This is a genomic window from Citrobacter sp. LUTT5, assembly GCF_009905315.1.
GTDB lineage: Bacteria > Pseudomonadota > Gammaproteobacteria > Enterobacterales > Enterobacteriaceae > Citrobacter > Citrobacter freundii.
Window position 1 is genome coordinate 4,470,139 of sequence record NZ_CP047606.1, and the last position, 19,952, is coordinate 4,490,090.

22 protein-coding genes are annotated in these 19,952 nt (G+C 52.6%); 10 read left to right on the forward strand and 12 right to left on the reverse strand.

All coding sequences use genetic code 11. The annotated features are described in order from the left end of the window. On the forward strand, window positions 1–1,071 hold the full coding sequence (locus GUC46_RS21315) for a 1,4-beta-xylanase (protein ID WP_049002366.1): 1,071 nt from the start codon (window positions 1–3) through the stop codon (window positions 1,069–1,071). A 280-nt stretch (window positions 1,072–1,351) separates the two neighbouring features. Next, complete coding sequence (locus GUC46_RS21320) at window positions 1,352–2,692, forward strand: hemolysin family protein (protein WP_160180709.1); 1,341 nt, start codon at window positions 1,352–1,354, stop codon at window positions 2,690–2,692. A gap of 66 nt (window positions 2,693–2,758) precedes the next feature. On the opposite strand, the gene GUC46_RS21325 is transcribed toward GUC46_RS21320, so the two are convergent. After that, window positions 2,759–2,965, reverse strand: a complete 207-nt coding sequence (locus tag GUC46_RS21325; protein WP_003025710.1) for a DUF1107 domain-containing protein — start codon at window positions 2,963–2,965, stop codon at window positions 2,759–2,761. Between the two features lie 328 nt (window positions 2,966–3,293). On the opposite strand from GUC46_RS21325, the gene GUC46_RS21330 reads away from it, so the two are divergent. Further along, window positions 3,294–3,851: a YtfJ family protein gene (locus GUC46_RS21330; RefSeq protein ID WP_003025707.1), complete on the forward strand. Its 558-nt coding sequence runs from the start codon at window positions 3,294–3,296 to the stop codon at window positions 3,849–3,851. Here the strand turns inward: GUC46_RS21330 and cysQ are convergent. Next, window positions 3,841–4,581: a 3'(2'),5'-bisphosphate nucleotidase CysQ gene (gene cysQ / locus GUC46_RS21335; RefSeq protein ID WP_008786026.1), complete on the reverse strand. Its 741-nt coding sequence runs from the start codon at window positions 4,579–4,581 to the stop codon at window positions 3,841–3,843. The two genes, GUC46_RS21330 and cysQ, sit on opposite strands and share 11 nt — an antisense overlap. A 188-nt stretch (window positions 4,582–4,769) precedes the next feature. Between cysQ and cpdB the strand changes: the two genes are divergently transcribed. Beyond that, the gene (gene cpdB / locus GUC46_RS21340) at window positions 4,770–6,713 is read left to right on the forward strand and encodes a 2',3'-cyclic-nucleotide 2'-phosphodiesterase (RefSeq protein WP_160180711.1); all 1,944 of its coding nucleotides are present in this window, start codon (window positions 4,770–4,772) and stop codon (window positions 6,711–6,713) included. A gap of 97 nt (window positions 6,714–6,810) precedes the next feature. Here the strand turns inward: cpdB and GUC46_RS21345 are convergent, their stop codons facing one another. Beyond that, the gene (locus GUC46_RS21345; RefSeq protein WP_003839526.1) at window positions 6,811–7,191 is read right to left on the reverse strand and encodes a helix-turn-helix domain-containing protein; all 381 of its coding nucleotides are present in this window, start codon (window positions 7,189–7,191) and stop codon (window positions 6,811–6,813) included. A 90-nt stretch (window positions 7,192–7,281) separates the two neighbouring features. Between GUC46_RS21345 and GUC46_RS21350 the strand changes: the two genes are divergently transcribed. From GUC46_RS21350 to GUC46_RS21360, 3 genes are all read left to right on the forward strand, one after another. Then, on the forward strand, window positions 7,282–8,130 hold the full coding sequence (locus GUC46_RS21350; protein ID WP_003839523.1) for an SDR family oxidoreductase: 849 nt from the start codon (window positions 7,282–7,284) through the stop codon (window positions 8,128–8,130). Window positions 8,131–8,211: 81 nt separating this feature from the next. Beyond that, window positions 8,212–9,036 (forward strand): AraC family transcriptional regulator, encoded by an 825-nt coding sequence (locus GUC46_RS21355; protein ID WP_003025695.1) that lies wholly within the window; start codon window positions 8,212–8,214, stop codon window positions 9,034–9,036. A gap of 76 nt (window positions 9,037–9,112) precedes the next feature. After that, window positions 9,113–10,078 carry a DMT family transporter gene (locus GUC46_RS21360; RefSeq protein ID WP_044713121.1) on the forward strand — a complete coding sequence of 322 codons (966 nt, stop codon included), beginning with the start codon at window positions 9,113–9,115 and terminating at the stop codon, window positions 10,076–10,078. 63 nt (window positions 10,079–10,141) lie between these two features. Here the strand turns inward: GUC46_RS21360 and GUC46_RS21365 are convergent, their stop codons facing one another. Beyond that, entirely contained in the window at window positions 10,142–11,695 is a 1,554-nt protein-coding gene (locus tag GUC46_RS21365) for a methyl-accepting chemotaxis protein (protein WP_003844953.1), read from the reverse strand. Between the two features lie 245 nt (window positions 11,696–11,940). Between GUC46_RS21365 and ytfE the strand changes: the two genes are divergently transcribed. Further along, complete coding sequence (ytfE, locus tag GUC46_RS21370) at window positions 11,941–12,603, forward strand: iron-sulfur cluster repair protein YtfE (protein ID WP_003025690.1); 663 nt, start codon at window positions 11,941–11,943, stop codon at window positions 12,601–12,603. An 83-nt stretch (window positions 12,604–12,686) separates the two neighbouring features. Here the strand turns inward: ytfE and cycA are convergent, their stop codons facing one another. Continuing rightward, entirely contained in the window at window positions 12,687–14,096 is a 1,410-nt protein-coding gene (cycA, locus tag GUC46_RS21375; protein WP_003025688.1) for a D-serine/D-alanine/glycine transporter, read from the reverse strand. Window positions 14,097–14,405: 309 nt separating this feature from the next. Beyond that, entirely contained in the window at window positions 14,406–15,026 is a 621-nt protein-coding gene (fklB, locus tag GUC46_RS21380) for an FKBP-type peptidyl-prolyl cis-trans isomerase (protein ID WP_003025685.1), read from the reverse strand. 219 nt (window positions 15,027–15,245) lie between these two features. On the opposite strand from fklB, the gene GUC46_RS21385 reads away from it, so the two are divergent. Further along, window positions 15,246–15,896 (forward strand): OapA family protein, encoded by a 651-nt coding sequence (locus GUC46_RS21385; protein ID WP_048234100.1) that lies wholly within the window; start codon window positions 15,246–15,248, stop codon window positions 15,894–15,896. A gap of 29 nt (window positions 15,897–15,925) precedes the next feature. On the opposite strand, the gene GUC46_RS21390 is transcribed toward GUC46_RS21385, so the two are convergent. The 6 genes from GUC46_RS21390 to GUC46_RS21415 all read right to left on the reverse strand — a co-directional run bounded on the left by GUC46_RS21390 (window position 15,926) and on the right by GUC46_RS21415 (window position 19,355). Next, window positions 15,926–16,849 carry a DMT family transporter gene (locus tag GUC46_RS21390; protein ID WP_003844954.1) on the reverse strand — a complete coding sequence of 308 codons (924 nt, stop codon included), beginning with the start codon at window positions 16,847–16,849 and terminating at the stop codon, window positions 15,926–15,928. A 143-nt stretch (window positions 16,850–16,992) separates the two neighbouring features. Then, window positions 16,993–17,442 carry a 50S ribosomal protein L9 gene (rplI, locus tag GUC46_RS21395; RefSeq protein ID WP_003025676.1) on the reverse strand — a complete coding sequence of 150 codons (450 nt, stop codon included), beginning with the start codon at window positions 17,440–17,442 and terminating at the stop codon, window positions 16,993–16,995. A gap of 41 nt (window positions 17,443–17,483) precedes the next feature. Then, complete coding sequence (rpsR, locus tag GUC46_RS21400) at window positions 17,484–17,711, reverse strand: 30S ribosomal protein S18 (protein WP_000135199.1); 228 nt, start codon at window positions 17,709–17,711, stop codon at window positions 17,484–17,486. A gap of 4 nt (window positions 17,712–17,715) precedes the next feature. Continuing rightward, window positions 17,716–18,030, reverse strand: coding sequence for a primosomal replication protein N (gene priB / locus GUC46_RS21405; protein WP_003025674.1), 315 nt, complete (start codon window positions 18,028–18,030; stop codon window positions 17,716–17,718). Between the two features lie 6 nt (window positions 18,031–18,036). After that, window positions 18,037–18,432 (reverse strand): 30S ribosomal protein S6, encoded by a 396-nt coding sequence (gene rpsF, locus GUC46_RS21410; protein WP_003025672.1) that lies wholly within the window; start codon window positions 18,430–18,432, stop codon window positions 18,037–18,039. Window positions 18,433–18,590: 158 nt separating this feature from the next. Then, entirely contained in the window at window positions 18,591–19,355 is a 765-nt protein-coding gene (locus GUC46_RS21415; protein ID WP_003025670.1) for a TSUP family transporter, read from the reverse strand. A 298-nt stretch (window positions 19,356–19,653) separates the two neighbouring features. Between GUC46_RS21415 and yjfY the strand changes: the two genes are divergently transcribed. After that, window positions 19,654–19,929 (forward strand): DUF1471 family protein YjfY, encoded by a 276-nt coding sequence (gene yjfY, locus GUC46_RS21420; protein ID WP_003025668.1) that lies wholly within the window; start codon window positions 19,654–19,656, stop codon window positions 19,927–19,929. Window positions 19,930–19,952: the final 23 nt, after the last annotated feature.

The following is a 19,952-nucleotide window of genomic DNA, read 5'->3' on the forward strand; positions in this document are numbered from 1 at the left end:
ATGTACAACCCATGGAACAAAGCACGGGCTCAAAGCTGGTATCAACAGCAACCCTGGGGCTGCGGATTTAACTACTTGCCGCGCACCGCGGTTAACTGGCTCGAAATGTGGCAGGCAGAAAGTTTCGATAGCAGTACTATCGATCAGGAACTCGGCTGGGCCAGCCAGTATGGCTATAACCAGCTGCGAACAAATTTACCGTTTACCGTCTGGCAGTATGACCGTGACGGGCTTCTCGAGCGCATAAATCTCTTCCTGAGCATTGCCCATAGCCACCGTATGAAAGTGATGTTGACGCTGCTCGACGACTGCGCTTTTTCCGGTGATGAGCCCGTTATCGGTCAGCAAAAACCGCCGGTTCCCGGCATTCACAACAGCCAGGCAGCGGGTAGCCCTGGGCGCGCCTGCGTGCTGGATCGACGCTGTTGGCCGCACATTGAAGCCTACGTCAGAGATATCATCCGTTACTTTCGCCATGACTCGCGCATCAGCGTCTGGGATTTATATAATGAGCCAGGCAACGGCGGGATTTTTTGTCATACTGGCGAATTTGCCCGCTATGATGACAGGCTGGAAATCTACGCCTTAACCCTGATGACCCATCTGTTTAGCTGGGCCCGACAGGAGTCACCCTCTCAACCGTTGACCGTAGCAGCCTGGCATATTGACGATCGCGCGGCGTGCGGGAATGCGTTTACGCATCCTGTTGATATAGCGGCTCTGCGACTTTCCGATGTGATTAGCTACCATGCCTATGTCGACACCCCTGGCCAGCTGTCTCTTCTGTCACAGTTGGCCGAATTTGGCAGGCCGCTCTTTTGTACCGAGTGGCTGGCACGCCATGTCGATAGCCGAATAGAAGAACAGCTGCCGCTATTTCGCGCCCAGCGCGTTTCCAGCTTTCACTGGGGGCTGGTACAGGGGAAAACGCAAACCTGGTTGCCGTGGCCGGATATCCCGCGGAACGAGACGACGGCGCAGCTATGGTTCCACGATGTGCTGAAGTCGGATGGTTCGCCTTATAGCGAAAAAGAGATGCAGATGGTGCGCAGGCTTAACGCCGCAGGATAAGGCCAAAAAAGCTCCTCTGGCGACTTTACAGTACCTTACGCTATACTAGCTTCTGAAATTACCGGTCCACTCCCTTCGGACCGGTTTTCATTGAATATTCCATTGGATTTATACTCTATGGATTTCGAGTTGCAGGCAGGCGGCAAACTCGTGAATCCCCAGGAGCATAGATAACTATGTGACTGGGGTGAATGAGTGCAGCTAACGCACCTGCAGCTTGAAAGACGACGAGTATCAACTTCTCCCTTCCGAGGATCTGACCTTAACGGTCGGATAAGATATGTTAAACAGTATTTTAGTCATTCTCTGCCTGATCGCCGTGAGTGCGTTTTTCTCGATATCTGAGATCTCGCTTGCTGCATCACGCAAAATAAAACTTAAACTGCTTGCCGATGAAGGCAACGTAAACGCACAACGTGTTTTGAAGATGCAGGAAAACCCCGGCATGTTTTTTACCGTCGTGCAAATTGGCCTTAACGCGGTCGCCATTCTCGGCGGTATCGTCGGTGATGCAGCATTCTCCCCGGCGTTTTACAGCCTTTTCTCGAAGTACTTCGCTCCAGAGCTGTCCGAACATTTAAGCTTTATTCTGTCATTCTCGCTGGTTACTGGCCTGTTCATCCTGTTCGCGGATTTAACCCCGAAACGCATCGGTATGATTGCGCCAGAAGCTGTGGCTTTGCGTATCATCAACCCGATGCGCTTCTGCCTGCTGGTCTTCCGCCCGCTGGTGTGGTTCTTTAACGGTCTGGCAAACAACATTTTCCGTCTGTTTAAGATCCCAATGGTGCGAAAAGACGACATCACCTCAGACGACATTTACGCCGTGGTCGAAGCCGGTGCGCTGGCGGGTGTTCTGCGCAAACAGGAGCATGAGCTGATTGAAAATGTGTTCGAACTGGAATCGCGTACCGTCCCATCTTCAATGACCTCGCGCGAGAATATTATCTGGTTCGATCTCCATGAAGATGAGCAAAGCCTGAAGAACAAGGTGGCGGAACATCCGCACTCCAAATTCCTGGTATGTAACGAAGATATCGACCACATCATTGGTTATGTCGATTCAAAGGATCTCCTCAACCGCGTACTGGCGAACCAAAGCATGGCGCTGAACAGCGGCGTACAGATCCGCAATACGCTGATCGTCCCGGACACGCTGACGCTCTCTGAAGCACTGGAAAGCTTCAAAACCGCAGGCGAAGACTTTGCCGTCATCATGAACGAGTACGCGCTGGTGGTAGGGATTATCACGCTCAACGACGTGATGACCACGCTGATGGGTGATTTAGTTGGCCAGGGTCTGGAAGAGCAGATTGTGGCGCGTGATGAGAACTCATGGTTGGTTGATGGCGGTACGCCGATTGATGACGTTATGCGCGTGCTGGATATCGACGAGTTCCCGCAGTCCGGCAACTATGAAACCATCGGCGGCTTTATGATGTTCATGCTGCGTAAAATCCCGAAACGCACCGACTCGGTGAAGTATTCTGGCTACAAATTTGAAGTGGTGGATATCGATAACTACAAGATCGATCAGCTGCTGGTGACGCGTCTGGACAGCAAACCTACTGTTCTGGTACCAAAACTGCCAGATGCAAAAGAAGAGGCAAAGGCGTCGTAACGCCTTACAGAAACATCAACGGCTCCTGTCCAGGAGCCGTTTTTTTAACTACTGCATAGCACTTGATCAAGCCATCTCAGTTTGCAGACGCAAGACCTGACGGTTAACTTCGGACATCACGGAAAAATGCAGCTTGTCCTTCACTTTTGGGATAAGAATCTTACCCTTATCAAATTCAAAAGCGCCTACATCCTTGATATATAACCGTCCACGAAACAGGATCTTCACGTACTTCGCCACCTGCAGCGGGTTGTATCGTTGGAAAATTTTCATTGTTGTCTCCTGCTGAGCATTACGCCTTTGCGGTACCACAATCGGTCCGACAATCCTCAGGCGCAAATTTTAATGCCCTATGACTATAGACTATCTCGTTGATGTTTCCAGCGTGTATAAGTTTATTTACCTTCAGGTTACAATTATTCAGAATTATCTTTTCAACGCTTCGCTGTCTTCAGTATAAGCCTTCATTTTTTGCAGGATTTGTGCGCCCGTCCGCAAACTGGCATCGCGCTTGCGGGAAAAAGCATCAATCGCACATATGATTAAATTCCAGACCCAAGTGGTCGGATCACCTGCAAAATAAAAGAAAGAAGGAAAACCTATGACCTTACGAAAACTATTGGCGCTGTCGTTTCTGCTGCTGCCGATGATTGCCTCCGCACATAAGTTTGAGACTGACCAACGCGTACCACCGGTGGGGATCGCCGATCGCGGCGAACTGATTCTCGATAACGATAAGTTTAGCTACAAAAGCTGGAATAGCGCGCAGTTGCCTGGGAAAGTGCGAATTGTGCAACACATTGCCGGACGCACCTCCGCCAAAGAGAAAAATGCGACACTGATCGAGGCAATCAAAGCAGCCAACCTGCCGCACGACAAATACCAGACCACCACAATCGTCAACACAGATGACGCCATTCCCGGCTCCGGTATGTTTGTGCGCAGCAGTCTGGAGAGCAATAAGAAGCTCTACCCGTGGTCGCAATTCATTGTCGACAGCAATGGCATTGCGCGTAAAGCCTGGCAACTGGATGAAGAGAGCTCCGCTATCGTCGTACTCGACAAGGACGGACGCGTGCAGTGGGCAAAAGATGGCGCATTAACGCAGGAAGAGGTGCAGCAGGTGATTGCCCTGCTGCACAAATTGCTCAGTAAATAGAAACGCGGAAGCCGGGGTTGAGGAACGATTCACGTGGGGTGTAATCCAGAGGTTTCCCCTGCCAGTCGTGAACGTGCGCTCCGGCTGCGGCGGCAACAGCGTGGCCCGCGGCGGTGTCCCATACGTTAGTGGGCCCAAAACGCGGGTACAGCTGTGCGTGCCCTTCCGCCACCAGGCAGAACTTCAACGATGAGCCAATCGACGTGGTCTGGTGCTCGCCCAACTGTTGCAGATACTCTTTTAACTCATTATCGGCATGCGAGCGGCTAATGACCACCAGCGGCGGACGCGCGTCACGAACCTGAATTTGTTTACGTACGCCGCACTCTTCTTTCCACGCTTTACCTTCTGCTGCGCTGTACATCACTTTCATTACCGGCGCGTAAACCACGCCCAGAACCGGCTTTCCTTTCTCGATCAGCGCAATATTGACGGTAAATTCACCGTTACGCTTAATGAACTCTTTGGTCCCGTCCAGCGGGTCCACCAGCCAGTAGCGCTGCCAGTGCTGGCGAACATCCCAGCCAGGAGGCGCCTCTTCAGACAGAACCGGAATATCCGGCGTCAGAGCCAGTAATCCTTCGAGGATCACCGTATGCGCGGCGATATCCGCCGCCGTGACCGGAGAATCATCCTGCTTGCTGGTAATCTCCATCGGTTTGATTCCATCGTAGACCTGCATAATGGCATCGCCCGCGTTCCGTGCAAGCTGGCATACATGTTCTAGCATTCTCCACCTCGTTTCTGTCAGTGGTGTTAACTCGTTGTTTTACTTATACCCGATCGTCAGGGGATCCGCCAACTGTGATAGCGTCTGCGGTTTTAAACGCTATATTCATGTCATGATTCACAGTTCTGTAAGCAAGAAGATTTATATACATTTTCTTTTGTGGCTTAGATCTTAAAAGGATGCCCCTGATGATTAAGTTTAGTGCAACGCTTCTGGCAACGTTGATTGCAGCCAGCGTCAATGCCGCGACCGTCGATCTGCGTATAATGGAAACCACTGATTTGCATAGCAATATGATGGATTTCGATTATTTCAAAGATACACCGACTGAAAAATTCGGTCTGGTACGTACGGCAAGTCTTATCAACGCTGCGCGTGGAGAAGTCAAAAACAGCGTGCTGGTTGATAATGGCGATCTGATTCAGGGCAGCCCGCTCGGGGATTACATGGCGGCCAAGGGGCTGAAAGCGGGCGAAACTCACCCGGTATATAAGGCGCTGAATACCCTGGATTACGCGGTGGGTAACCTCGGCAACCATGAATTCAACTACGGTCTAGAGTATCTGCACAACGCGCTGGCAGGGGCAAAGTTCCCTTACGTTAACGCCAATATCATCGACGTTAAGACCAAAAAGCCGCTATTTACGCCTTATCTGATCAAAGACACTGAGGTTGTCGACAAAGAAGGGAACAAGCAGACGCTGAAGATTGGCTATATCGGTTTTGTGCCACCGCAGATTATGACCTGGGATAAAGCCAACCTCAGCGGTAAAGTGACGGTGAACGACATTACGGAAACTGCACGCAAATACGTACCCGAAATGCGAGAAAAAGGAGCCGATGTCGTGGTGGTAGTTGCTCACTCCGGGCTTTCTGCCGACCCGTATCAAACCATGGCGGAAAACTCCGTTTATTACCTCAGTGAAGTCCCAGGCGTGGATGCCATTATGTTTGGCCACGCTCACGCCGTTTTCCCTGGTAAAGACTTTGCCAACATCAAAGGTGCAGATATCGCAAAAGGTACGCTGAATGGGGTTCCAGCGGTAATGCCGGGTATGTGGGGCGATCATCTGGGGGTGGTGGATTTAGTGCTGAATAACGACAGCGGTAAATGGCAGGTCACCCAGGCGAAAGCCGAAGCACGTCCGATTTATGACGCGGCAGCGAAAAAATCACTGGCAGCAGAAGACAAAAAAATCGTTGAGATCCTGAAAGCCGATCACGACGCCACGCGTGAGTTTGTCAGCAAACCGATCGGTAAATCCGCCGACAATATGTACAGCTATCTGGCGCTGGTACAGGATGACCCGACCGTACAGGTGGTGAACAACGCGCAGAAAGCCTATGTGGAACACTTTATTCAGGGCGATCCGGATCTGGCAAAACTACCGGTACTTTCCGCCGCCGCGCCGTTTAAGGTCGGTGGGCGTAAGAACGATCCGGCAAGCTTTGTCGAAGTCGAAAAAGGCCAGTTAACCTTCCGTAACGCCGCTGATTTGTATCTCTATCCCAACACTCTGGTGGTGGTGAAAGCCAGCGGTAAAGAGGTGAAAGAGTGGCTGGAATGTTCCGCCGGGCAGTTCAATCAGATTGATATCCACAGCAGCAAACCACAGTCGTTGATTAACTGGGACGGCTTCCGTACCTATAATTTCGACGTGATTGATGGCGTGAATTATCAGATTGATGTATCGCAACCCGCCCGCTACGACGGGGAATGTCAGACCATTAATCCGAAAGCGGAACGTATTAAAAATCTGACCTTTAACGGCAAACCAATCGATCCGAATGCCACCTTCCTCGTCGCGACCAACAACTACCGCGCCTACGGCGGTAAGTTTGCCGGAACCGGCGACAACCACATCGCGTTTGCTTCTCCGGATGAAAACCGCTCGGTGCTGGCCGCGTGGATTGGTGCACAGACGAAGCGTGCCGGTGAAATTCATCCGGCGGCAGATAACAACTGGCGTCTGGCGCCAATTCACAGCGATACGCCACTGGATATTCGCTTTGAAACATCACCGTCTGATAAAGCCGCGGCGTTTATTAAAGAGAAAGGCCAGTATCCGCTGAAAAAAGTCGCGACCGATGACATCGGTTTCGCCATTTACCAGCTGGATTTAAGTAAGTAATTTTCGTGCCGGATGCGACGCAATAGCGTCTTATCCGGCCTACGAGTCGAAGTAATCTGTAGGCCGGATAAGGCGTTAGCCGCCATCCGGCAATACTTTACGCCGCCCGCTCTTCCCGCTGCGCTAAAACCTGCGGCAAATTCAGTTCTATCCAGTCCGCCAGCGCGGCGACTTTATCGCTCACCTGCTCACCCAACTGCGTCAAACTATATTCCACGTGCGGCGGTACCACCGGATATGACACCCGATTGATAAACCCGTCCTGCTCCAGCGCCTGCAGAGATTGCGCCAGCATCTTTTCACTGACCCCGCCCATCTTACGGCGCAAATCGCTGAAACGGTGCGTACCGTCGCGCAGCGCCACCAGAATCAATACACCCCAGCGGCTGGTGACGTGTTTTAACACCTCGCGGGAGGGACACTGTTCGGCAAACAAGTTGCCATCGCGTAACTGCTGGGAGAGCGTCGAAGCTGTCATTTTCATACTAACCTTTTTGCACGTACTTACTAAAAGTAAGTTTAGGTGTTAGCGTGATTAAACACAAGACCAATACCAAGGAGTCACCCCATGATCGCGATTACCGGCGCCACCGGCCAACTGGGCCAACACGTTATTGAATCTCTGCTGAAAACCGTTCCTGCCAGCCAGATTGTGGCAATCGTACGTAATCCCGCTAAAGCGACGGCGCTTAGTCAGCAGGGCATTACCGTTCGTCAGGCGGATTACAGCGATGAAGCCGCCTTTACAACTGCCTTACAGGGTATCGACAAGCTACTGCTGATCTCCTCCAGCGAAGTGGGACAACGTGCCCCGCAGCATCGCAACGTGATTAATGCAGCGAAAGCCGCTCACGTGAAATTTATCGCCTACACCAGCCTGCTGCACGCTGACACCTCCCCGCTGGGGCTGGCTGATGAGCATGTGGCAACCGAGCAGATGCTGGCTGAATCCGGTATCGCCTACGCGCTACTGCGTAACGGCTGGTACACCGAAAACTATCTCGCCAGCGCACCGGCTGCTCTGGAACATGGCGTGTTTATCGGGGCTGCAGGTGAAGGCAAAATTGCCTCAGCGACCCGCGCCGACTATGCCGCTGCCGCCGCGCGCGTCATCAGTGAAGACGGTCACGCCGGTAAAACCTATGAGCTGGCGGGCGACGCAGGCTGGACCCTGAGCCAGTTGGCTGCCGAGCTGGCAAAACAGAGTGGTAAAAAAGTGGTGTATCAGAACCTGAGCGAAGCTGATTTTGCCGCCGCGCTAAAAGGTGTAGGTCTGCCTGCCGGACTAGCGGACATGCTGGCTGACTCAGACACTGGCGCCTCCAAAGGCGGTCTGTTTGACGACAGCCATACGCTGAGCAAACTGATTGGTCGCCCGACCACCTCGCTGGCTGACAGCGTCAAAGGCATCGTGTAAGTGTTAAAAATTAGTTAATTGTGGTGACATCCCCGCGCATCCTCTCTGATAATGACAGGATGATGCGTGGGGAGAGAAAACGTGCAAGGTGTACCTGAGCAGTTTATTGATGAGAAAGACAGCGCCCGCTTTCGCCATCTGGCGCAGGTGCCGGGCGTAGAGCTGTATCATGCGCACATCTCACGTTACGCCTTTGAGCCGCACACACATGAAGCATTCGGCATTGGCGCGATAGAAGCCGGAGCCGAACGTTTTCGTTATCGCGGCACGCAGTACGTGGCCCCCGCCCATTCCGTCGTAACCATGAATCCCGATGAGCTGCACACCGGCGAGGCCGAAACCGCCGATGGCTGGCGCTATCGGATGATTTATCTTGAGCCCGATCTTCTGGAAGAGGTCACTGGGATCCGCCACTGGTGGTTTCATGACGTAACGCGTCACGATCCGCTGCGCTCGCGCCAGATCTGCTCGCTGATCCACGGCCTGTGGAACACGGAAGATCCGTTGGCGCAAAAAGGACTATTGCTCGATCTGATCGACACGTTCCAGCCGCTGGCCCGCCATGCACCGGTATTGCCGGAGGGGGCGCATCGCTTTGAACGAGTACGCGAGTATCTGCACGATAATTATATGCATCCGGTCACGCTCGACGAGCTGGCGCGGGTTGCATCGCTGAGTCCCTGGCATTTTCAGCGCCAGTTTAAATCTCATTTCCACGTCACGCCGCACCAGATGTTGATGGCGATCCGCCTGTGGCGAGCCAAAGGTTTTCTCACTTGCGGTATGCCCGCCGCAGAGGTCGCCGCCGCAACCGGCCTCACCGACCAGTCGCATCTCACCCGCGCGTTTACCCATCGCTACGGCATTACGCCAGTGCGTTATCAGAAACAAGTCGTCCGGCGTTGATCAGCAATCTCATACAATACGGCGGCATTTTTCCTGCCTACACTCGACGTATTGTTAAGCGATGTGGATATCAAAAATGATTAGCGGTGTGTTGTATGCCCTGCTGGCCGGGCTGATGTGGGGATTAATTTTTGTTGGACCGCTGATCATACCGGAATACCCGGCGGTATTGCAGTCGATGGGGCGCTATCTGGCGCTGGGGCTGATCGCATTGCCGATTGCCTGGCTGGGACGTGTGCGCCTGCGTCAACTCGGGCGGAAAGACTGGGTAACTGCGCTGACGCTAACAATGATGGGGAATCTGATTTATTACGTTTGCCTGGCAAGCGCTATCCAGCGCACCGGCGCACCGGTCTCCACGATGATTATTGGTACATTGCCGGTGGTGATCCCGGTCTTCGCTAACCTGCTCTACAGCCAGCGTGACGGCAAATTATCATGGTGGCGTTTGTCGCCTGCGCTGGTGTTGATTGGTATAGGCCTGCTGTGCGTGAATATCTCGGAGCTGAATCAGGGACTCCCTGACTTTAGCGGCTGGCGATATGGCTCTGGCATCGCACTGGCGCTGATTTCGGTGGTGTGTTGGGCGTGGTATGCGCTGCGTAATGCCCGCTGGCTGCGCGAGAATCCGGATAAGCACCCGATGATGTGGGCGACGGCCCAGGCACTGGTGACGCTGCCTGTTTCTCTGTTCGGCTATATTGCCGCCTGCCTGTGGTTGAACGGGCAAACGCCGGACTTCGCTCTGCCCTTCGGTCCGCGTCCAGCCGTGTTTATCGGCCTGATGATAGCCATTGCGGTATTGTGTTCTTGGGTTGGCGCACTGTGCTGGAACGTCGCCAGCCAGAAGCTGCCGACGGTGATCCTCGGCCCGTTGATTGTCTTCGAAACGCTGGCTGGTTTGCTGTACACCTTTATACTGCGCCAGGAATTTCCGCCGCTGCTGACGGTAAGCGGTATTACGCTGCTGATGGTTGGGGTAGTGATAGCCGTCAGAGCCAAGCCGCAGAAACCGAGCGTCGTCGTGGTACCACAATCATAATGTGCCGGATGGTGCTCCGCTTATCCGGCCTACTGGATAATATCTTGTAGGCCGGAGCAGACGTTAAACTTTAAACACCGCCACCGTCTGGTTCAACCGTGCGGCCTGCTCTTCGAGCGCGGCTGCGGCGGAAGCGGATTCCTCCACCAGCGAGGCGTTTTGCTGCGTGACGCGATCCATCTCAGCCACCGCCTGACCGACCTGATCGATACCCCGACTCTGTTCATCAGAGGCCGACGCAATTTCTCCCATAATATCGGTAACCTGGGTGACGGCACTGACAATTTCCGCCATCGTCTCACCCGCCTCATGCACCAGCGCCGTACCGGCATTGACCCGATTCCCTGAGTCATCAATCAACGCCTTAATTTCTTTTGCCGCCTGAGCGCTACGCTGCGCCAGCGTGCGCACCTCGCCTGCGACTACAGCAAAGCCACGCCCCTGTTCGCCCGCTCGCGCCGCTTCTACCGCCGCGTTCAGCGCCAGGATGTTGGTCTGGAAAGCAATACCGTCGATAACAGTAGTAATTTGCGCAATTTTGCTGGAACTGGTGGCGATTTCATCCATCGTACGCACCACGCCATCAACCACGGTTCCGCCTTTCTGCGCCGTCTGCGAAGCATTTTTTGCCAGGCTGGTCGCCTGACGCGCGTTATCTGCATTCTGTCTCACGGTTGCAGTAAGTTGTTCCATGCTGGCTGCGGTCTCCTCCAGAGAGGCGGCCTGCTGTTCGGTACGTGAAGAGAGATCGTTACTGCCAGCGGCAATTTCACCCGCGCCGGTATAGATGGTGTCAGCCCCGTCACGCACCACGCTGACCGTGTTCGCCAGCGCCTGCTGCATGTCGCGGACGTTGCCTGCCAGCAGCGCCATTTCATTACTGCCATCGGCATTGATGCGGTGAGTCAAATCACCTGCGGCAATATGGCGAATATGTCCCATCACCTCGTGGAGCGGCTTGAGCAGCACTCGCTGCATCGCCAGCCAACTGGCGATAATCACGGTGACGACAATCAGCATCACCGCGGACAGCAGCCAGATTATCTTCTGGTAGTCACTCTCATTGTCCTGTACCCCGGCAGTGGCCAGCGCCGTTTGCGCGCTACGCCATTCCCGATAAACTTCCTGCATGGCCGTTTGCTTTTGCTCGGCGTTCTGCTTGAACATCTCTTCCAGCTTTCCTTCAGCCAGCAGCGCGTTCATTTTTGCCAGCGTCGCAGAATAGATGCCGTACTGTTCTTCCAGTCGATCGGCCAGATGCTCATCCAACCCCGGCGTTTCCGGTAGAGCGTAATATTTATCGTAATGCTCTTTCGATTCGGCCAACAGGCGATTTGCTGTGTTCACCAGCTCCTTCAACTGACCGCCGTTAATCTCGCTAGCCATCGTTCCCTGTAAACGCAGCATGCCCCGGTTGAGCGTGACGCGAGCCTGGTTCAGGCTAATCCACGCATCGGTAAACTCGGCCACATTCTGGCTGGAAAGTTGAGACACGTTAAAGTTCTGCTTATCGTTATTGAGCGCGCCAATAAAGACGCCCGCGGAGATGAGCTGCATTGCGCCCAGGGCGAGTAACACGGTGATAAGTAAGGTTATCACTTTGATTCGTTTGAACATCTGTAGCCTTTTTATTATGCAGGTATTGTCTGAGGTCTAACTATCGGCAGCGGCGTGCGCTTATTTAATCCTGTCGAGCCGCTTTTTTCGCCGCCCCTCACCTTTCCAATAAGATTCAGCACCTTAACGAAATAAGAAATTTTCGTGACGTTCATCACAAAACACCCCACCCCGAAAGGGTTATATCCTTCGCCATAAGTTGTATTTAAAATACATCTTATATTATTGAGAATGAGGTAACGGCAATGTCTTATCGCGATCAACCTTTAGGTGAACTGGCGCTCTCTATTCCTCGCGCTTCGGCCCTGTTTCGTAAATACGATATGGATTACTGCTGCGGCGGTAAGCAAACGCTGGCACGCGCTGCCGCGCGTAAAGAGCTGGATTTAGACGTTATTGAGGCGCAGCTTGCGCAGCTGGCTGAACAGCCGCTGGAGAAAGACTGGCGTACCGTGGCTCTGGCTGAAATCATCGACCATATCATCGTGCGTTATCACGACAGACACCGCGAACAGCTGCCGGAGCTGATCCTGCAGGCCACAAAAGTTGAACGCGTTCACGCAGACAAACCGAACGTACCGCGCGGTCTGGCGAAAAACCTGACCATGCTGCATGAAGAGCTGTCCAGCCACATGATGAAAGAAGAGCAGATCCTGTTCCCGATGATCAAACAGGGCATGGGTAGCCAGGCGATGGGGCCAATCAGCGTGATGGAAAGCGAACATGACGATGCGGGTGAACTGGTGGAAGTGATCAAACACATCACCCACAACGTGACGCCGCCGCCAGAAGCCTGCACCACCTGGAAAGCCATGTATAACGGCATTAACGAAATGATCGATGACCTGATGGAACACATCAGCCTGGAAAACAATGTGTTGTTCCCGCGTGCCCTCGCAGGTGAATAAAAAAAGGCGCCCGAGAGCGCCTTCCTGAAGTCCGAATTCGGCCACTGCTTATGTGGCCTTTTTTGTGTCCGATATGACAACGCTTAACGCATACCCGCCATACGTTTCTTACCGATAAACAACCAGCCCAGACCCAGCGCGATGAACCACAGCGGCGTCACCATCAACGCCTGACGGGTATCATCTTCCAGCGTCAGCAGTACCAGTACGAAGACGAAGAACGCCATACATACCCAGCACATCAGCTTGCCTAACGGCATCTTGTAAATTGATTTTTCATGCAGGTGAGGACGTTGCTTGCGGTACACCAGGTACGAGCAAAGAATGATGGTCCAGACGAACATGAACAGAATCGCCGACACGGTGGTGATCATGGTGAACGCGCCAATCACGCTCGGGTTCACGTACAGCATCACCACGCCGCCCAACAGACAGATACAGGAGAAGGTTAACCCCTTCGCCGGAACTGCGCGTTTAGACAGCTTGGCAAATGCTTTAGGCGCAACGCCTTCCTGCGCCAGGCCGAACAGCATACGGCTGGTAGAGAACACGCCGCTGTTTGCGGAAGAGGCAGCTGAAGTCAGAACCACAAAGTTGATCAGGCTCGCCGCAGCAGGCAGACCAACCAGCACAAACAGTTCAACGAATGGGCTCTTGGTTGGTACTACCGAGCTCCACGGCGTTACGGACATAATCACGATCAGCGCGAACACGTAGAACATGATAATACGGATTGGAATCGAGTTAATGGCGCGCGGCAGAGATTTCTCAGGATCCTTGGTTTCCGCGGCGGTCGTTCCCACCAGCTCAATACCCACAAACGCGAACACCGCTATCTGGAAGCCGGCAAAGAAGCCGCTCAGACCTTTCGGGAACCAGCCACCGTCATTCCACAGATGCGTGAACGATGCCTGAACGCCGGTTGGCGACTGGAAGTGCGTCAGCACCATCACCAGACCGACGACAATCAGGCCGATGATGGCGACGATTTTGATCATCGCAAACCAGAACTCCATCTCACCGAACATTTTTACGGTGGCGAGGTTGAGGCTTAGCAGCAGCACAATCACCGCCAGCGAGGCGACCCAATCTGACAGTTCGGGGAACCAGAATTGCGCATACGCGGTAATCGCGACAACGTCTGCCATCCCAGTAACGACCCAGCAGAACCAGTAGGTCCAGCCGGTAAAATACCCGGCCCATGGCCCGAGCAGGTCGGAGGCGAAATCACTAAACGATTTGTACTCCAGATTCGAGAGCAGCAATTCACCCATTGCCCGCATCACGAAAAACAGCATAAAACCGATGATCATATATACAAAGATGATCGACGGTCCGGCGAGACTGATGGTTTTACCGGAGCCCATAAACAGGCCAGTACCGATAGCACCACCAATAGCAATAAGTTGAATATGACGGTTTGTGAGATTGCGCCGTAGCGACTGTTCAGACGACGCCTCTTCAGCGGTGTCGACTTTTACCTGATCTACCATGTTTTTTTCTTCCTGTACCTGTCTGTGTTGTTCAGGCTCTACGGCCTTTAGTGTGTCTATGATACGACGATCCTGTTATCAGGACTCATCGATATTAGGTAAGAATTGGCGGGATGAATACTAAGATTTAGATATAATGTTAATTTAATGTTTAAAGTGAGTGTCATATCACTCTGATAGCGCGAATCATCTCACAAAAATACACGCTGATGCGGCATTTGCAAGATAAAATATCGACAACGACGTAACTATAGCTTTTCACGCTATTTATTTGTTCCCCCCGGCCTCGGGGGGAACAGAAGTCACTGCTTACAGGATCTCAAGCAGCTCAACGTCGAACACCAGCGTGCTGAACGGAGGAATGGACGCGCCAGCACCACGCTCGCCGTAAGCCAGTTCCTGAGGAATAGTCAGTTCCCATTTCGAACCTACCGGCATCAGGGTCAGTGCTTCAATCCAGCCAGGGATTACGCCGTTAACCGGGAATTCAGCCGGTTCGCCACGTGCGACAGAGCTGTCAAACACGGTACCGTCGATCAGTTTACCGGTATAATGCACGCGAACGCGGTCAGTACGCGCCGGAATAGCCCCTTCGCCCTGAGTCAGAACACGGAACTGCAAACCGGATTCAGTGCTGTTCACACCCTCTTTCTCACGGTTTTCTTCCAGATATTTGACGCCATCAGCCGCCATAGCCTGGAAGCGTTCGCGACGTACTGCATCAGCGCGTTCATGGATTTCACGCAGCGCGCGATGCACAACATCAACCGGCACTGCCGGGTGCTTACCTTCCAGCGCGTCAGCGATACCCGCTACCAGCGCTTCAGGCAACAGTCCTTCCAGTCCGGATTCGCTCAGCTGTTGTCCTACCTGCAAACCAATGCCGTAGCTTGCTTGCGCTTCGATAGTGTCAAAAGTCGGGTTAGCCATCATATTTCCTTTCATCGGATGTAAAGTAGCGGGCAGCATATCAGCCATGCCGCATCCGGTAAAACTTTGTCTCGGGAACAGATGACAAATCGCGAGGAAACATAAACAATAGGAATATCCCGCGTTGACGTCACGAAAGCGGGTAATATGACGAACATCATAGCGTTAGCCATCTATACTCTATGATCGAGGAACGAGACGCGGAGCAGGAGGAAAGCCATGCCCGGGCGCTTTGAATTAAAACCAACCCTGGCGAAAATCTGGCATGCACCGGACAATTTTCGCATTATGGATCCGCTACCGCCTATGCACCGCCGCGGCATTATTATTGCTGCTCTCGTGCTGGTGATAGGTTTCCTGCTTCCTTCCAGTGACACCAGCGATGCCCCTGTGGTGACGCGTACTGCCCAGCTGGATTTACAGTCACAGTCGCAGCCACCAACCGAGGCTCAGCTACAGGCACAGTTAGTCGCCCCGCAAAACGATCCCGGCCAGGTCGCTCCGGTTGCTCCAGAGCCAATCCAGGAAGGAGAACCTGATGCGCAGCCGCAGGCGCAGCAATCTCAGCCGCAGACGCAACCTTTCCAACAGGATAGCGGAATTGAGCAACAGTGGCGCTCTTATCGCGTAGACTCGGGCAAAACGCTGGCCCAGGTCTTCCGTGACCATAACCTCCCGCCAACCGATGTGTATGCAATGGCGCAGGTTGAAGGCGCGGGAAAACCGCTAAGCAACCTGAAAGACGGTCAGATGGTGCAGATCAGGCAGAATGCCAATGGCGTGGTGACGGGATTAACCATTGATACCGGGAATGGCCAGCAGGTTCTGTTCACCCGCCAGCCTAACGGCAGTTTTATTCGCGCCCGTTAAGCGGCGCCATCAGGCATCAAGGTGAAGCGTCAGCGCTTCACCTTATTCACCCACCAGATCCCCGAACAGACCAGCACCAGCGCCAGTGCATATTTCCATTCGAGAATGTTTTCGCCGAGGAATATCGCCGACAGCACCGCCCCCGAAACCGGGATCAGGAAGTTAAACGGCGCAATCATCCCCACACGATTATGCTTGAGCAGAATACTCCACAAGGCAAAGGCGACCGAAGAGAGTAACGTCAGGTAGCCCAGAATTGCTACCGAAGACGCACCGTGTACGGTCAGCGTGCCGCCAAAAGCGTAGCCACCGATAACCAACGCCAGACCGCCACCGCCCAACTGGTACCCTGTCATTACCGTCGGGTCCACCGTCTGAGAAATACGTTTTCCATATAGCGTGGCAGCAGAAAGAATAAAGGCCGCCATCACTACTGAGCCGTCTCCTAACAGGCTGAAACTAAAATCCATTCCGCTGCTAAAGTTCACTACCATCACCCCAGCAAAGCCGAGGATACAGCCCAGCGCTTTGTTGTAGCTCAGTTTGTCATTATGGTAGATAAAATGGGCCAGTAGCACGCTGAAGAAGGTCCCGGTCGCATTCATGATGGACCCTTTCACCCCCGTCGTGAAAGCCAGGCCAATATAGAAGAAGATGTATTGCAGTGAGGTTTGCGTCAGCCCCAACAGCGTGAGTTGGCCGTACTGACGCGGGCTTAACCGGCCAATCGGTTTTCGCTGCGCCATCGCCAGCATTAGCAGCAATATTCCCGCAAACAGAAAGCGATATCCGGCAAAGACAATCTTTGAGGGAATGTCATCCGTGGCAATCTGGAAGATCTCATATCCACTTTTGATCGCCGGATAGGCGCTCCCCCACAGCAGGCAGCAGAACGCCGCACTCAGATAGACAACATTTTTACGCGCAAACAGAGGTTGGTGCGTTGGTTCCATTCCATCACCACTTTGAAATAATGTTTTATTTTTGTAATTATCCCGAAAAGGATAAAGAATAGCCAGAGAGAAAAGCGGGGAGAACAGAAAAGCAAAACGCCGGCACAGGGCCGGCGCTTTTACGCGGTCATCAGAATAAAAACTTATTCTGCAACTACGTTTACAGTCAGCTTAGCAAACACTTCGCTGTGAACCTGGAAGCTCACTTCGTGCTCACCAGTGGTACGCAGAACGCCGTTCGGCAGACGAACTTCGCTCTTAGCTACTTCAACGCCAGCTGCAGTTACAGCGTCAGCGATGTCGCGAGTACCGATGGAACCGAACAGTTTACCTTCGTCGCCAGCTTTAGACGCGATGGTTACGGTTTCCAGTGCGTTGATTTTCTCAGCACGAGCTTCAGCAGCGGACAGAACGTCAGCCAGTTTAGCTTCCAGCTCAGCGCGACGCGCTTCGAAAAATTCAACGTTTTTCTTGGTAGCAGGAACAGCTTTACCCTGTGGTACCAGGAAGTTACGAGCATAGCCCGCTTTAACGTTAACCTGATCACCCAGGCTACCCAGGTTTGCTACTTTATCAAGCAGAATAACTTGCATTACCTTATCCTCTCAAAGTCGTATTAATGGACCGTGACCGATTACTGATGACGATCAGTGTACGGCAGCAGAGACAGGTAGCGAGCGCGTTTGATAGCGCGAGCCAGCTGACGCTGGTATTTTGCACGGGTACCGGTGATACGGCTTGGGACAATCTTACCGCTTTCGGTGATGTAGTTTTTCAGCGTAGCGATATCTTTATAGTCGATCTCTTGAACGCCTTCCGCGGTGAAACGGCAGAACTTGCGACGACGGAAATAACGTGCCATATGGCTAGTCTCCAGAATCTATCAATTCAATCTGCTCGGCATGCAGAACCATTTTGCTCAGGCCGTTCTTTGCCTTGTGGCAAGAGATGAACCCCTGAACGGTCACTGCGCTACCGACCGTTATACTGTGAGTAATGGCCTGGTTTTCGTGTCCGCTAATAATAACGGGCATTTGGCACCACGCCTGCCGGTGAAACCCGGCTTCCTCCTGCACAGAACGATGCTCAAGCACGAACTGGCAATGAGGAATTCCTGATGGACTGACCTTTCGAAGGGGAGCCCTGCACACGGTGCCGGACAACGCCAGACGGTTGGTCATCAGAAATTACTCTTCAGAATCCCCAGCTTCAGCATCATCTGCGGTTTCGTTAGCGAAATCATCGCGACGCTCACGGCGCTCGTCTTTCGCTTTAACCATCGGAGATGCTTCGGTAACAGCGTGTTTAGTACGCATAACCATGCTGCGGATAACGGCATCGTTGAAGCGGAAGGTAGTTTCCAGCTCATCGATCACTTCCTGCGGCGCTTCAACGTTCATCAGAACGTAGTGAGCTTTGTGCAGTTTGTTGATCGGGTAAGCCAGCTGACGGCGGCCCCAGTCTTCCAGACGGTGGATCGTGCCTTCTGCACCAGTGATGGCAGCAGTGTAGCGTTCGATCATACCCGGAACCTGTTCGCTCTGGTCAGGATGGACCATAAAAACGATTTCGTAATGACGCATCGAATTGCTCCTTACGGATTATTCAGCCTCCTGTCTGGGTCAGCCGAGGCCCATGGAGGCAAGGAACGTGTTAAAGGTCGGCTGAAAAATGACGCGTCATAATACTGGGGTCAGCAGTTAAACTCAAGGTGCTTGTACGATTATTTATCATGTCGCCATTAATACATATCCAGCAGCATTTTGACGCTGATACAAATAGAGACGATGACAATCATGGGTCGGATGACTTTCTTGCCGCGCGTCAGTACGACTGTCGCACCCAGACGTGCGCCAAGGGATTGCCCGGCAAACATCACCAGCCCCAGCGACCAGATCATTTTACCGCCGAAAATGAAGAACAGAATCGAGGCAATGTTCGACGCCAGGTTGATAAAATTCGAGTGGATTTGCGCTTTATCGATACTGTACCCCCACAGCAGGATATAGCAGAGCGTATAAAAGGAGCCGGCCCCGGCACCGAGAAAACCATCATAAAACCCAATACCTCCCCCGCAGATCAACGAGAAGAGAAACAGGGATACCTGCTGCTTCCTTTTCGGTTCGCTAAGATTAGGCGCAGAAATAAAGTAGATAGCGACCGCGATAATCAGGATCGGCAGCAGTTTCTTCAACACGTCCGGTTCAATAAACTGGATAAGCGTTGTGCCCATCGCAGAACCGATAAAGGCAGATAAAAAGACATATTTGTGCTCCTGCACATTAATATGTCCCCGGCGTAAAAAGTAAATTCCGGAGGTTAGCGAGCTACCCAGTGCCTGAATTTTATTGGTTGCCAGCGCATTAGCCGGGGGTAAACCAGAAATTAAGAGAGCGCCAATAGAGAGAAAACCACCGCCGCCCGACACCACGTTAATAAAGCCAGCCACCAGCGCGACCATAAACATAATCACGAAATAGCTGAAATCCATGAATGAAGTATCCATAAGTTTTTGCCTAATTATCATAAAGTTATATTAATTATCTGGCTCACTATAAACGGCGTACTCACCCGATTAAATTGACTATTTGGTAAGAGCTTATGCGCGTAAGGCAGGTATTTTTAACCGTAGCGGAAGGCATCAGCTGATTGTTAATTAAAGAAAAGATGGCTTTGCGGTAATTTTTTGAACAACTGCATCAGAAATGGTCGCTATCGACTGCGCCGGCAGCGGTTAAAATTAAATCAGAAGTTATCCACTCACAGGAGAGAGCTAACCAGAGACCGCAGTCGAGGAGGTACATATGCGAGCCCGTGTTTTGACCCTTCTGGCTGTACTTTTGCTCAGTGCAAATGCAACGGCAGCCATCAAAATTGACAATCATCAGGCCAGGAATATGGATGATGTGCAGAGCTTAGGCGTTATTTACATAAATCATAACTTCGCCACTGAAAGTGAAGCCACTCAGGCCCTGAATGAAGAAACCGATGCGCAAGGCGCAACCTACTATCACGTGATCCTCACCAGGGAACCCGGTAGTAACGGAAATATGCACGCCAGTGCAGATATTTATCGCTAGCACCAGAAACAACCAACGAGAAC

Excerpts from the sequence above, each read along its gene's own strand:
- GUC46_RS21315 (WP_049002366.1), top strand. The coding sequence starts at position 1 with ATGTACAACCCATGGAACAAAGCACGGGCTCAAAGCTGGTATCAACAG.
- GUC46_RS21320 (WP_160180709.1), top strand. The coding sequence starts at position 1,352 with ATGTTAAACAGTATTTTAGTCATTCTCTGCCTGATCGCCGTGAGTGCG.
- GUC46_RS21325 (WP_003025710.1), bottom strand. The coding sequence starts at position 2,965 with ATGAAAATTTTCCAACGATACAACCCGCTGCAGGTGGCGAAGTACGTG.
- GUC46_RS21330 (WP_003025707.1), top strand. The coding sequence starts at position 3,294 with ATGACCTTACGAAAACTATTGGCGCTGTCGTTTCTGCTGCTGCCGATG.
- cysQ (WP_008786026.1), bottom strand. The coding sequence starts at position 4,581 with ATGCTAGAACATGTATGCCAGCTTGCACGGAACGCGGGCGATGCCATT.
- cpdB (WP_160180711.1), top strand. The coding sequence starts at position 4,770 with ATGATTAAGTTTAGTGCAACGCTTCTGGCAACGTTGATTGCAGCCAGC.
- GUC46_RS21345 (WP_003839526.1), bottom strand. The coding sequence starts at position 7,191 with ATGACAGCTTCGACGCTCTCCCAGCAGTTACGCGATGGCAACTTGTTT.
- GUC46_RS21350 (WP_003839523.1), top strand. The coding sequence starts at position 7,282 with ATGATCGCGATTACCGGCGCCACCGGCCAACTGGGCCAACACGTTATT.
- GUC46_RS21360 (WP_044713121.1), top strand. The coding sequence starts at position 9,113 with ATGATTAGCGGTGTGTTGTATGCCCTGCTGGCCGGGCTGATGTGGGGA.
- GUC46_RS21365 (WP_003844953.1), bottom strand. The coding sequence starts at position 11,695 with ATGTTCAAACGAATCAAAGTGATAACCTTACTTATCACCGTGTTACTC.
- ytfE (WP_003025690.1), top strand. The coding sequence starts at position 11,941 with ATGTCTTATCGCGATCAACCTTTAGGTGAACTGGCGCTCTCTATTCCT.
- cycA (WP_003025688.1), bottom strand. The coding sequence starts at position 14,096 with ATGGTAGATCAGGTAAAAGTCGACACCGCTGAAGAGGCGTCGTCTGAA.
- fklB (WP_003025685.1), bottom strand. The coding sequence starts at position 15,026 with ATGGCTAACCCGACTTTTGACACTATCGAAGCGCAAGCAAGCTACGGC.
- GUC46_RS21385 (WP_048234100.1), top strand. The coding sequence starts at position 15,246 with ATGCCCGGGCGCTTTGAATTAAAACCAACCCTGGCGAAAATCTGGCAT.
- GUC46_RS21390 (WP_003844954.1), bottom strand. The coding sequence starts at position 16,849 with ATGGAACCAACGCACCAACCTCTGTTTGCGCGTAAAAATGTTGTCTAT.
- rplI (WP_003025676.1), bottom strand. The coding sequence starts at position 17,442 with ATGCAAGTTATTCTGCTTGATAAAGTAGCAAACCTGGGTAGCCTGGGT.
- rpsR (WP_000135199.1), bottom strand. The coding sequence starts at position 17,711 with ATGGCACGTTATTTCCGTCGTCGCAAGTTCTGCCGTTTCACCGCGGAA.
- priB (WP_003025674.1), bottom strand. The coding sequence starts at position 18,030 with ATGACCAACCGTCTGGCGTTGTCCGGCACCGTGTGCAGGGCTCCCCTT.
- rpsF (WP_003025672.1), bottom strand. The coding sequence starts at position 18,432 with ATGCGTCATTACGAAATCGTTTTTATGGTCCATCCTGACCAGAGCGAA.
- GUC46_RS21415 (WP_003025670.1), bottom strand. The coding sequence starts at position 19,355 with ATGGATACTTCATTCATGGATTTCAGCTATTTCGTGATTATGTTTATG.
- yjfY (WP_003025668.1), top strand. The coding sequence starts at position 19,654 with ATGCGAGCCCGTGTTTTGACCCTTCTGGCTGTACTTTTGCTCAGTGCA.